The 12,335-nt window shown below is 65.8% G+C and carries 12 protein-coding genes; 7 read left to right on the top strand and 5 right to left on the bottom strand.

What is annotated here, in order from left to right:
* The 7 genes from OCK02_RS08535 to OCK02_RS08565 form a co-directional block, all read left to right on the top strand.
* Positions 1 to 1,320, top strand: a 1,320-nt coding sequence (locus OCK02_RS08535) for a calcium-binding protein (RefSeq protein ID WP_318530126.1), incomplete at its 5' end; no start/stop codon positions are given.
* 385 nt (positions 1,321 to 1,705) lie between these two features.
* A complete protein-coding gene (locus OCK02_RS08540; RefSeq protein WP_263812686.1) occupies positions 1,706 to 2,209 on the top strand; it encodes an acyltransferase in 504 nt (167 codons plus the stop codon).
* Positions 2,209 to 3,246, top strand: a complete 1,038-nt coding sequence (locus tag OCK02_RS08545; protein ID WP_263812687.1) for a Gfo/Idh/MocA family protein — start codon at positions 2,209 to 2,211, stop codon at positions 3,244 to 3,246. The genes OCK02_RS08540 and OCK02_RS08545 overlap by 1 nt, the downstream gene beginning before the upstream one ends.
* Positions 3,243 to 4,349 (top strand): DegT/DnrJ/EryC1/StrS family aminotransferase, encoded by a 1,107-nt coding sequence (locus tag OCK02_RS08550; RefSeq protein ID WP_263812688.1) that lies wholly within the window; start codon positions 3,243 to 3,245, stop codon positions 4,347 to 4,349. Before OCK02_RS08545 ends, OCK02_RS08550 begins: the two co-directional genes overlap by 4 nt.
* On the top strand, positions 4,339 to 5,040 hold the full coding sequence (locus OCK02_RS08555) for an acyltransferase (RefSeq protein WP_263812689.1): 702 nt from the start codon (positions 4,339 to 4,341) through the stop codon (positions 5,038 to 5,040). Before OCK02_RS08550 ends, OCK02_RS08555 begins: the two co-directional genes overlap by 11 nt.
* 14 nt (positions 5,041 to 5,054) lie before the next feature.
* The gene (locus OCK02_RS08560) at positions 5,055 to 6,029 is read left to right on the top strand and encodes an NAD-dependent epimerase/dehydratase family protein (protein WP_263812690.1); all 975 of its coding nucleotides are present in this window, start codon (positions 5,055 to 5,057) and stop codon (positions 6,027 to 6,029) included.
* Positions 6,029 to 7,216, top strand: coding sequence for a DegT/DnrJ/EryC1/StrS family aminotransferase (locus tag OCK02_RS08565; protein ID WP_263812691.1), 1,188 nt, complete (start codon positions 6,029 to 6,031; stop codon positions 7,214 to 7,216). Before OCK02_RS08560 ends, OCK02_RS08565 begins: the two co-directional genes overlap by 1 nt.
* A gap of 144 nt (positions 7,217 to 7,360) precedes the next feature.
* Here the strand turns inward: OCK02_RS08565 and OCK02_RS08570 are convergent, their stop codons facing one another.
* Genes OCK02_RS08570 through rfbA form a run of 5 tightly spaced genes read right to left on the bottom strand, consistent with a single transcriptional unit; the run spans position 7,361 to position 12,308 of the window.
* Entirely contained in the window at positions 7,361 to 8,866 is a 1,506-nt protein-coding gene (locus OCK02_RS08570; protein ID WP_263812692.1) for an O-antigen translocase, read from the bottom strand.
* Positions 8,867 to 8,918: 52 nt separating this feature from the next.
* The gene (gene rfbD, locus OCK02_RS08575) at positions 8,919 to 9,794 is read right to left on the bottom strand and encodes a dTDP-4-dehydrorhamnose reductase (RefSeq protein ID WP_263812693.1); all 876 of its coding nucleotides are present in this window, start codon (positions 9,792 to 9,794) and stop codon (positions 8,919 to 8,921) included.
* On the bottom strand, positions 9,791 to 10,858 hold the full coding sequence (gene rfbB / locus OCK02_RS08580) for a dTDP-glucose 4,6-dehydratase (RefSeq protein WP_263812694.1): 1,068 nt from the start codon (positions 10,856 to 10,858) through the stop codon (positions 9,791 to 9,793). The genes rfbD and rfbB overlap by 4 nt, the downstream gene beginning before the upstream one ends.
* Positions 10,855 to 11,433, bottom strand: a complete 579-nt coding sequence (rfbC, locus tag OCK02_RS08585) for a dTDP-4-dehydrorhamnose 3,5-epimerase (RefSeq protein ID WP_263812695.1) — start codon at positions 11,431 to 11,433, stop codon at positions 10,855 to 10,857. Before rfbC ends, rfbB begins: the two co-directional genes overlap by 4 nt.
* On the bottom strand, positions 11,430 to 12,308 hold the full coding sequence (gene rfbA, locus OCK02_RS08590; protein WP_263812696.1) for a glucose-1-phosphate thymidylyltransferase RfbA: 879 nt from the start codon (positions 12,306 to 12,308) through the stop codon (positions 11,430 to 11,432). Before rfbA ends, rfbC begins: the two co-directional genes overlap by 4 nt.
* Positions 12,309 to 12,335: the final 27 nt, after the last annotated feature.

Raw genomic sequence — 12,335 nt, forward strand, 5'->3', positions numbered from 1 at the left:
GTCTTCATCAAGAACGACTTCGGCCCGATCGCCAACGTCAAGGTGACCGGCAACCTGCTGCTCGGCGACAGCGGCTACCCGATCTATGTCGACGGTCGCGCCGATGGCGGCCCGATCACCGGCGTCACGATCACCAATAACCACATCGAGAAGGGCTACTACGGCTACTACAGCATCGAGAACTCCAAGCCGTCTCTCTCCGGCAACGTCCAGTACCCGAGGAACGGTGCGCCCGAGCCGGGTGACGGGACCGTTTCCCCGGAGCCGACGCCCGAGCCCACTCCGACCCCTGAGCCTACGCCCACGCCTACCCCGACCCCGGGCAACAAGGTGATCGACGGCACGAGCGGCAAGGACAAGCTCGTCGGCACCTCCGGCAAGGATACCCTCAACGGCAAGGCAGGCAATGACACCCTCGACGGTCGCGCCGGCAACGACACGCTCAACGGGGGGACCGGCAACGACACGCTCAAGGGTGGCGCCGGCGCCGACACCCTCAACGGTGGCAGCGGACGCGACACGGCGAGCTATTCCGGTTCCAACGCTGCGGTGAACGTCAGCCTCTGGAAGGGCACCGGCACCGGGGGGCACGCCCAGGGCGACAAGCTTTCCGGCATCGAGAACCTGACCGGCTCCAGCCACAACGACACGCTGAAGGGCAACAGCGGCAACAACGTCATCAAGGGTGGCCTCGGCGTCGACAAGATGATCGGCGGTAGCGGCAACGACACCTATGGTGTCAACGACTCGCGGGACGTTGTGATAGAGAAACCCGGCAAGGGGCACGATCTCGTCAAGGCGAGCGCCAGCTACAAACTCGGCGCCAACATCGAAGACCTCCATCTGTCGGGAAGCCGCGACCTGACGGGCACGGGCAATGGCAAGGCGAACGAGATCATCGGAAACTCCGGTGACAACAGGCTATATGGCGGTGGCGGCAACGACGTGATCAAGGGCGGCGCCGGCAACGACATCATTCGCGGCGATGGTGGCTATGACAAGCTCACCGGCGGCAGCGGCGCAGACGGGTTTGTATTCCGTCAGGCGACCCTGAAATCGGACAAGCCGGACCATATCACCGACTTCGCTTCGAACGACCTGATCCGTTTCGACGTCACATCCGGGCCCACCGGAGCCTTGGCCGACAGCGCGTTCCGGCTCGGCACCCGTGCACTCGACAGCAACGACCGCTTCATCTTCGACAAGAAGACCGACACGCTCTACTTCGACAAGGACGGCAGCGGCTCTGCCTCACAGATCAAGGTCGCCGTCTTCGACAATGGCTACACACTGTCGGCCGACGACATCTGGTTGTTCTGACAGCGAACCACGTTTGCTGCCGGAGCTTGCGCCGACGGAATTTGTAGAGAACAGGAAGCGCGCCGGTGGACACCCCGGCGCGCTTTTCGCATCGGACACGTTCGCGAGGTGCGACGGCGGCCCGTCTACCCCTGTCACCGCTGCGCGGTGGACGCAGGACCTTCCGCAGGGTCACACCTTCGAGCGAGGCGGCTAATCGCAGCCGCGCATACTGAGCATCTACCCCCGTTCGGATACACCTTTAGACGAAACGACTACCGCGTTTTGTTTCCTTTACTCCCAGCCTGAAAAGAACTCTGCTGAACCCCGGAAGAACTTTGCCGGGAACCGTGGGTTCAGGCCACAGATCTTCTTGGGGTTTGGCGGGAACGGGGGCTCATCCGGAATGATCGCACCTTCAGTGACCCTCGGCGAGGGGGTCGTCATTCATCATCCCGATCTGGTCAATCTCTATGACTGCACGATCGGGGCCGGCAGCCGCATCGGGACATTCGTCGAGATCCAGAAGAACGCTGCCATCGGCCGCGACTGCAAGATTTCCAGCCACACGTTCATCTGCGAGGGCGTCACCATCGAGGATGGCGTCTTTGTCGGGCACGGCGTGATGTTCACCAACGACATGCATCCGCGCGCCGTCAATCCGGACGGGAGCCTGCAGACCGACAGCGACTGGGAACTGCTTCCCACCCGCGTCGGCCGCCGGGCCTCGATCGGCAGCAATGCCACGATCCTGCCCGGCCTGACGATCGGCGAGGGCGCGCAGGTGGGAGCCGGCGCGGTGGTGACGAGGGACGTGCCCCCTCATGCAATCGTCGCCGGCGTGCCGGCGCGCGTCATCGGCCGCGTCGCGGACGCGCCCTACGAGATCCGCTCTTCCGGGAGAAAATGATGATCGGCATTGCTGTAGTCGGATATGGATACTGGGGGCCGAACCTGGTTCGGAACATCGCCGAGATCCCCAATGCGAGAGTGATCTATGTCTGTGATCTCGCAAAGGAGCGGCTGGCGAACGTCAAGCTCCGCTATCCCGCAATCGAGATCACCGACGACTTCGAGGAGATCCTGCGCGATCCGCGGGTCGACGCGGTGGCGATCGCGACGCCGGTCTCGACCCACTACCCGCTCGCCATGAAGGCGATGATGGCGGGCAAGCACGTCTTCGTCGAAAAGCCGATGGCGTCCACCGGCGACGAGGCGCGCCGGATGGTCGAGGAGGCAGCAAGGCGCAAGCTGGTGCTCGCCGTCGACCACACCTTCATCCACACCGGCGCCGTCCGCAAGATGCGCGAGATCGTCGAGAACGGTCTCGGCGACATCTACTACTACGACAGCGTCCGGGTGAACCTCGGCCTTTTCCAGCACGATGTCAGCGTCATCTGGGATCTGGCGGTGCACGATCTTTCGATCATGGACTACGTGCTGCCGGAGAAGCCGGTCGCGGTCTGCGCCACCGGCATGAGCCATGTGGCGGGCGAGCCTGAGAACATCGCCTATCTGACGCTGTTCTTCGAGAGCAAGCTGATCGCCCATGTCCACGTCAACTGGCTGGCGCCGGTGAAGGTGCGCCGCACGCTGGTCGGCGGCAGCGGCAAGATGATCGTCTATGACGACCTCGAGGCCAGCGAGAAGATCAAGGTCTACGACAAGGGCATCACGCTCAACGGCAATCCGCAGAAGAACGGCGAGAAGGTCTACCAGATGCTGGTCGGCTACCGCACCGGCGACATGTACGCCCCGCAACTCGACATGACCGAGGCGCTCGGCCGCGAACTGCGGCAGTTCGTCGAATGCATCGAGACCAATGGCCAGCCGGAGGCCGACGGTCAGGCTGGCCTGCGTGTCGTGCGCATCCTGGAAGCCGCGACCCAGTCGCTCGCCCAGCGCGGCCGCGTCATCGAACTCGAGCAGCAGAGGCGCATTGCATGATCCCGTTCCTCGATCTGAAGGCCCAGTACGCCTCGCTGAAGAGCGAGATCGACGCGGCGGTTCTCGACGTTCTGGCTTCGGCACAGTATGTGCTGGGCGAGGAGGTCGCCCAGTTCGAGCGCGAGTTTGCGGCCTATTGCGGGACGAAGCACGCAATCGCGGTCAACACCGGCACGAGCGCGCTGCATCTGGCGCTGCTCGCCGCCGGCGTCGGCCCCGGCGACGAGGTCGTCACCGTGCCCTTCACCTTCGTCGCCACCGCATCGGCGATCTGCTATGCTGGCGCGACCCCTGTCTTCGTCGACGTCGAGCCGGTGACGCTGACGATGGACCCGCAGCAGTTGGAGGCGGCGATCACGCCGCGCACCAAGGCGATCCTGCCGGTCCATCTCTATGGCCAGATGGCCGACCTCGATGCGATCAAGGCGATCGCCGACCGCCACGGCATTCCTGTCATCGAGGATGCCTGCCAGGCGCACGGCGCTGAAGACAAGGGGCAGCGCGCCGGCAGCATCGGCATTTCCGGCTGCTTCAGCTTCTATCCGGGCAAGAACCTCGGCGCCTGCGGCGAGGGTGGCATCGTCGTCACCAACGACGACGACCACGCCAGGACCATCCGCATGCTGCGCGACTGGGGCCAGGAACAGCGCTACCACCATGCGCTCAAGGGCTTCAACTATCGCATGGATGGCATCCAGGGTGCGATCCTGCGGGTCAAGCTGCGACACCTGGAGGACTGGACCGAGGCCCGTCGTGCCCATGCGACGCGCTATTCACGCCTGTTGAAGGGATCGCCGGAGGTGACGCCCCCCACCGAGTTCGAAGGCCGCCGGCACGTCTACCACGTCTATGCCGTCCGCTGCCGCGACCGCGACGCCCTCCAGCGCCATCTGCAGGCCGAAGGCATCCAGACCGGGCTGCATTATCCCATTCCCGTGCACCTGCAGAAGGCGCATGCCGACCTGGGCTACAAGCCCGGCGATTTCCCGGTTTCCGAGATGGCCGCGCACACTGTCCTGTCGCTGCCGATCTATCCCGAGATGACGGCGCGCCAGGTCGAGCAGGTGGTGGCCGCGATGGAGCAGGAAGCCTATGTCGGCTGAACCCCTCCTCGCCGCCCGCATCGTGCCTTCGGTCCACGGCCGTCGCGAGGCGCCGGCCGATCCGGACTACCAGCGCGAACTCGTCGAGGAACTGAAGCGGGCCTATACCACGGCCGGCCTCGTCGAGTTCTACGGGCGCTTTGCGATGGGCGACGGGTTCTTCGACGCGATGATGCGCAAGCTGATCGTGAAGGCGCTTGCCCGCAGTTCCGGCTCCGGGCTGCAGGTCGGCAGCGGCGTCGGCTTCAAGCATGCGGAGACCTTCGAGATCGGCAGCGGCGTCTTCATCGGCGCCCAGGCCTATATCCAGGGTCGCTTCGACGGCACATGCCGGATCGGCGACAATGTCTGGATCGGCCCGCAGGCCTATTTCGACGCGCGCAACCTGGTGCTGGAGGATCATGTCGGCTGGGGGCCGGGCGCCAAGGTGCTCGGATCGAGCCATACGGCGATCCCCGTCGACGTCCCGATCATCCGCACAGACCTCGAGATCAAGCCGGTCAGGGTGGGCGCCTGGGCCGATATCGGCACCAATGCCACGATCCTGCCCGGTGTCACGATCGGCAAGGGCGCCATTGTCGGCGCCGGCGCGGTGGTCACGTCCGACGTCGAGCCCTTCTCGGTCGTTGCCGGCGTGCCGGCGAAATTCATCCGGTGGCGGCAGGAACCGCTGCCGGACCTCCCCTCATGAACGGTGGATAGGTCATGAAGAACAAACGGATACTGATCACCGGCGGGGCGGGCCTGATCGGCTCGCACATTGCCGACCTGGTCGCCCTGGAAGAGCCGCGCGAAATCCTCGTCCTCGACAATTTCGTCCGCGGCCGGCGCGAGAATCTGGAGGCGGCAATCGCCGCTGCCCCGGTGACGATCGTCGAGGGCGACATCCGTGACCGCAAGCTGCTTGCCGAAATGTTCGAAGGGGTGGACATCGTCTTCCACCAGGCCGCAATCCGCATCACCCAGTGTGCCGAAGAACCGAGGCTGGCCTTTGAGGTGCTGGCCGGCGGAACGTTCGACGTGCTCGAGGCTGCGGTGAATGCCGGCGTCTCGAAGGTCGTGGCGGCGTCGTCCGCATCCGTGCTCGGGCTCGCCGAGAGTTTCCCGACTACCGAGGATCACCACCCCTACAACAACCGCACGATCTACGGTGCGGCGAAGGTGTTCAACGAGGCGTTGCTGCGCAGCTTCACCGACATGTACGGCCTGAACTACGCCGCGCTCCGCTACTTCAACGTCTATGGCCCGCGCATGGATGCCTACGGCGTCTATACCGAGGTGATGATCCGCTGGATGGAGCGGATTGCGGCCGGCCTGCCGCCGATCATCTTCGGTGACGGCCTGCAGACGATGGATTTCGTCAATGCGCGCGACATTGCCCGCGCCAACATGCTGGCGGCGAAATCGAACGTCACCGACGAGATCTTCAACGTCGCCAGCGGCACCGAGACGAGCCTGCTAGAGCTTGCCCAGATGCTGGTCCGGATCATGGATTCCTCCGTCGAGCCGCAGTTCCAGCCGGCGCGCAAGGTCAATGCGGTCACCCGCCGGCTGGCCGACACGAGCAAGGCGGAGCGGCTTCTCGGCTTCCGCACCGAGATCTCGCTCGAGGACGGACTGCGCGAACTGGTCGCCTGGTGGCGCAGCGAAGTGGACCGGGCCAAGGGCGAGGCGGCGTGATGGCGATGATCCCCGTTGCAAAACCGATGCTGGACGAGCGCGAGGTAGAGGCCGTCAGGCGGGTTGTCCTGTCCGGCTGGGTCACGCAAGGTCCTGAGGTCGCGGCGTTCGAAAACGAGTTCGCCCCCTTTGTCGGCGCGGACCACGCCTGCGCGGTGTCCAACTGCACCACGGCGTTGCACCTGGCGCTGAAGGTCGTCGGCGTCGGGCCGGGCGATGAGGTCGTCACCGTCAGCCATTCCTTCATCGCCACCGCCAATGCGGTGCGCTATTGCGGTGCCGTTCCCGTCTTCGTCGACATCGAGGAGAACGGCTTCAACATCGATCCGGCCGGGATCGAGGCCGCCATTACGCCGAAGACGAAGGCGATCCTCTGCGTCCACCAGCTCGGCATGCCTTGCGACCTCGAGCGTATCGTCGCGATCGGCAGGCGCCATTCCATTCCGGTGGTCGAGGACGCGGCCTGCGCCTCGGGAAGCGAGATCCTCTGGCAGGGCCGGTGGGAGAAGGTCGGAAAGCCGCATGGCGACGTCGCCTGTTTCTCCTTCCATCCGCGCAAGCTGCTCACCACCGGCGACGGCGGCATGCTGACGACGGCCAATGCCGACTATGACGCGAAGTTCCGCCTCTGGCGGCAGCACGGCATGAGCGTCACCGATGCGGTGCGCCATGGCTCCAGGCAGGTGATCTTCGAGAGCTATCCCGAGCTCGGCTACAACTACCGCATGACCGACATGCAGGCGGCGATCGGCCGGATCCAGCTTGCCCGGCTCCCGGACCTGATCGAGGGTCGCCGCAGGATGGCGGAGCTTTACCGCCAGGGCCTGGAGGACATCCCCGGCGTCGAGGCGCCGAGCGAGCCCGCCTGGGCGCGCACCAACTGGCAAAGCTACTGCGTACGCCTCGCAGAGGGGCTGGACCAGCTAAAGGTCATGCAGACGCTGCTCGATCGCGGCGTCTCCACCCGTCGCGGCATCATGAACAGCCATCGCGAGCCGGCCTATGCCGATCCGTCGACGCACAGGGTCGTCGGAAGCCTGGAAAACAGCGTCGCCGCGCAGGAGCGGTGCGTCGTCCTTCCGCTGTTTGCGCAGATGACGGAAACCGACGTGGCGACGGTGCTGGACGAACTCCGTCAGGCCTGCCGCCTGCCGTCCCGCGAGCGCCCGATCGCGGCGGCCGAGTAGGCCGCCTTTTACTAAGCGCGAAGCCGCAGCTATTGGCGCCGGCCGGACAAATGTAAATCCGCTACAGATCGAAAGCCCCGGGGTGCGGACCGCCCCCGGGGCTCGTTCTGTCTCGGGGAAGCACGCCGGACCGGGCGGCAGGGCTCACACCGATTTCGAAAGCAGGGCCCGCACCGGCATCGGCAGGGATTCGGGCGGCAGCAGGCTGAGCAGGCTGCGAAGCGCATGGAGGCCGAGGACGAGGGTCACGAGCGTACCCGCCGCCATGGCCTGCCAGGGCGCCAGGTACTGCGTCGCGCAGAAGACGAGGCCCGAGGCGGCGATGAAGAGTGCTCCGGTTCTGACATTGGCGCCCGACCAGCGGAACTGCGTCAGGTGGCAGGCGATGGCGTAGACCATGAACCCCTGCCAGACATAGAGCCCGAGAAAGGCGATCGCAGCACCCGTCGGCCCGAGCCGCGGCACGAGCAGCACGGCCAGGACCACGTGCAGGCTGTGCGAGACGACCTCGGAAAAGAAGAAGATCATCTGCCGGCCCTTGGCGATGATCACGTATCCGAGCGGCCAGGACACGATCCTGAGCAGCACGCCCAGGCAGATCCAGCGCAGGATCTCGGCGGCCGGATAGAATTCCGGAGAGTAGAACAGCCACATCGCCACCGGCGCAAAGGTCAGCGTGGCCAGCACGCCCGGCCCTCCCAGAAGCAGGCTGATCTGCGTCTGCTCGTTCACCAGCCGGTTGGCGGCCACGTGATCGCTCGCAGCCGCCGTCAGGCGCGGATAGAAATCGGCGCCCATCGCCTGCAGGATGAAGCCGGCATAGAGGCCGCCGAGCGCCCAGGCCGCCTGGTACTGCCCGGCGGCGGCAATTCCCCCCTCCCACGTCACGAGCATGCGGATGACATAGGCGGCGCCGAAGCCGAGGATGCCGCTCAGCATGAAGGCGAAACCGAGTTTCAGGAGCGGCGCGACTTCCTCGACCAGTTCGCCGGTCGACATGGCCTGCCGGCTGATGCGAAGCTTCCGGCCGGACCACCAGCAGATCAGCAGCAGTGCCGCCGCGCTCATGACGATCGCCGGCGCCAGGGCGGCGGGACCGAAGAGGAAGACCAGCGAGACGGTGATGCAGGTCGTCGCAAGACCCGACAGGATCTGGATGCGGGCGAGACTGGCGATGTCGCGCATGCCCTGCGTCAGCGCGATCTGGCCGCCGGCCACCAGTTGCAGGAGGATCGCCAGAGCCAGCAGGGCAACCCCCAGCGTATGCTGGTCGTCGCCGAATGTGAGGTTGGCGATCGGGCTGGCGAGGGCTGCGATCAGGACGGCGCCGATCAGGCCGAGCACGACCGAGGTCCTGCGCAGGGCTGTCGCGGTGCGCGCGATGCGGTCGGTATCGCCGGTGCCCGCGGATTCGGCGATCTGGCGCACGCCGCTGGACTGGACCCCGAAGCCCGCCAGAGCCTGGGCCAGATCGACGATCGAGAGATAGAGGCTCATCTGCCCGACGCCGGCCGGACCGAGCAGGATGGCCAGCGCCTTGTTCTTCACGATCGAGAACAGCACGTTGATGACCGAGGATCCCCCGATCATCGCCATCGACTTCAGGATGTGGAAATAGGACTGTTGCCTGTCGGTTTGCGGCGCGGTCATTGCCATCGATCCGTGCGAGCGCCGCATCGGCACCCGTCCCCTTGGGTTTTCGTCAATCCGGTTGCAGCACGCGGCGGACGACCGCGGCGGTGCTCTCCTGCCATGGCGGCGCGCGCCAGCCGAATGTCCGTTCGAACTTGGCGCAGCACAGGCGCGAGTTCAGCGGTCGCCGCGCCCTGGTCGGGTAGTCCGCCGACGCGATGTCATGGACCTCCGCGAAGGGCCCGCCGTTCGCCTTGCTCGCCTCGAACACCGACCGGGCAAGGCCGGCCCAGTTGGTATCGCCGGTGCCGGCCACGTGATAGATGCCGGGGCGCTCCCTTGCCGGGTGTGTCGCGACCAGCAGGATCGCATCGGCGAGGTCCGGCGCGCTGGTCGGATTGCCCCACTGGTCGGCGACGACGGAAATCGCCGGGCGTTCGCCGGCAAGCCGCAACATGGTCTTGACGAAATTCGCGCTGAAGGGGCTGTAGACCCAGCTCGTCCTCAGGATGATGTGGCGTGGATTGGCGCTCGCCACCGCATGCTCGCCACGCAGCTTCGTATAGCCATAGACCGTCCTCGGTTCCGTCTCGTCGTCTTCCGAATAAGGCCGCCCGGCGTCCCCGGAGAAGACGTAGTCGGTCGAGATGTGGATCACCGGGATCCGCAGGGTCGCAGCCGCGTCCGCGACCGCGGCCGCGCCGATGACGTTTACCGTGTAGGCGAGATCCTGCTCGTCTTCCGCCCGGTCAACCGCAGTGTAGGCCGCCGCCGAGACCACGATGTCGGGCCGGGCTGCAAGGATCTCCCGCCAGATGGAGGCCGGATCCGAAAGATCGAGTGCCGGTCGCCCGGCCGTTACCAGCTCGATGCCGGGCATGGCAGTGGCGGCCTCGACGAGACTCGTCGCCAGCTGTCCATGCGTGCCCGTCACCAGGATCTTCATTGCCCTGCGGCCAGTCTGCCGAGGCGGTCGCCGGCATAGGTGCCTTCGCGGATCGGCCGCCACCACCAGTCGTTGTCGAGATACCAGTCGACGGTCTGCTCCAGCCCGGTCGCAAAGGTCTCCCGCGGCACCCAGCCGAGCTCGCGCTCGATCTTGGACGTATCCATCGCATAGCGCCGGTCGTGGCCCGGACGATCGGCGACGAAGGCGATCAGCGCGCGATGGCTCTCGCCGTTCCGGCGCGGCCGCCGCCTGTCGAGCGCGTCGCAGATGGCTTCCACGACCGCTAGGTTGGTCAGCTCGGCGCCGCCGCCGATGTTGTAGCTCTCTCCGATCCTGCCGCGTTCGGCCACCAGCGCCAGCGCCCGGGCATGGTCCTCGACATGGAGCCAGTCGCGGACGTTCGCCCCGGCGCCGTAGATCGGCAGCGGCTTTTCGTCCAGCGCGTTCAGGATCACCAGCGGGATGAGCTTTTCCGGGAAATGGAAGGGCCCGTAGTTGTTGGAGCAGTTGGTGATGACGACCGGCACGCCGAACGTATGGTGCCAGGCGCGAACCAGATGGTCCGAGGCCGCCTTCGAGGCCGAATAGGGCGAGGACGGCGCGTAGGGCGTGGCCTCGTTGAAGGTGCTGTCGTCGAAGGGAAGGTCGCCGAAGACCTCGTCGGTCGAGACATGGTGGAAGCGAAACCGCTCGGCAGCCGGCGCGGGCAGGCTGCGCCAGTATTTCAGCACCGCTTGCAGCAGCCGGTAGGTGCCGATGATGTTCGTCTCGATGAAGGACCCCGGTCCGTCGATCGAACGGTCGACATGCGTCTCGGCGGCAAGGTGGATGACGCGGTCGATCGCCTCGGTTCGCAACACCTCGCCGATTGTCGCTTCGTCGCCGATGTCGGCCCGCACGAAACGGTAGTTGGGCAGGCCCGAGATCGAAGACAATGAGGCGAGGTTGCCGGCATAGCTGAGCTTGTCGACGTTGACGACGCGGTTTTCCGGATCGGCGGCGAGATGGCGGCAGAGCGCCGAGCCGATGAAGCCGGCGCCGCCGGTGACGAGAATGTTCATGGCCAGGTTCCCCCCGTTGGCCCGAAGACGTCCGCCTGTGCCAGGCGTGGCGCATTGCGATCCTTGTCCGAAAGCTGGAATTGCGAGGCGGCGATCGGCCAGATGATGCCGATCTGCGGGTCGTCGTAGCGGATCGACCGGTCGTGGGCTGGCGAATAGGGGCTCGTGACCTTGTAGATCACCTCTGTGTCCGGCTCGAGCGTCACGAAGCCGTGCGCAAACCCCTTGGGAACGAGCAACTGGTTCCAGTCGGCGGCCGTAAGTCGCGCCGCGCACCACCGGGCAAAGGTCGGCGATCCCTCGCGGATATCGACGGCGACGTCGAAGATCGCCCCGCGCGTCACCCGCACGAGCTTGTCCTGCGCAAACGGCGGAAGCTGGTAGTGGAGCCCGCGAAGGACGCCGCGCGCTGCGGAATAGGAATGGTTGTCCTGGACGAAATCGAGCGCGATGCCGGCCTCTGCGAAGGCTTGCGCGTTCCAGGTCTCGGAAAAGAAACCGCGCTCGTCGCCGAACTTGCGCGGCCGTATCTCCAGCACGTCCTCGATCTCCAGCCGCCTGATTTCCAGCGTCATCCGGCGCGTTCCTCGACGAGGCGGTTCAGATAGGCGGCATAGGCCGTCTTGCCGAGCAGGCTGGCGCGCCGGCTCACCTCCTCCGGTCCGAGCCAGCCCATTTCCAGCGCGATCTCCTCCGGGCAGGCGATCTGCACGCCCTGGCGCCGTTCCACCGTGCGCACGAAGGAGGAGGCGTCCTGGAGGCTGTCATAGGTGCCGGTATCGAGCCAGGCATAGCCGCGGCCGAGCTGGCAGACATGCAGGTCGCCGCGCTCCAGGTAGATGTTGTTGACGGTGGTGATCTCCAACTCGCCGCGGGCAGAGGGCTTGATCGTCTGGGCGATGTCGACGACGTCGTTGTCGTAGAAATAGAGGCCCGTCACCGCCCAGTTCGATTTCGGCTCGGTCGGCTTTTCCTCGATCGTCAGCGCCTTGCCGGTTTTGCGGTCGAAGCTCACGACGCCGTAGCGCTCGGGATCGTCGACGTGATAGGCGAACACCGAAGCGCCCTTCTTTCGGGCCGTCGCCTCGCGGCAGATGCCCGGCAGGCCGTGACCGAAGAAGATGTTGTCGCCGAGGATCATGGCGACGTTGTCCCAGCCGATGAAGTTGCGGCCGATGATGAAGGCCTCCGCAAGCCCGTTCGGATGCGGCTGCTCGGCATAGGAGATGTCCAGGCCGAGATCCGATCCGTTCCCGAACAGGGCCCGGAAGCAGGGCAGGTCGCGCGGGGTGGAGATGATCAGGATCTCGCGGATGCCGGCGAGCATCAGCACGCTCAGCGGATAGTAGATCATCGGCTTGTCGTAGATCGGCAGGATCTGCTTCGACACCGCGATCGTCAGCGGATAGAGCCGCGTGCCGCTGCCGCCCGCCAGGATTATGCCCTTCATCGCGTCTGCCCCTCGTTGCGCCCCGGC

Source organism: Rhizobium sp. TRM96647 (assembly GCF_025780115.1).
In the GTDB taxonomy this organism is placed as follows: domain Bacteria; phylum Pseudomonadota; class Alphaproteobacteria; order Rhizobiales; family Rhizobiaceae; genus Mycoplana.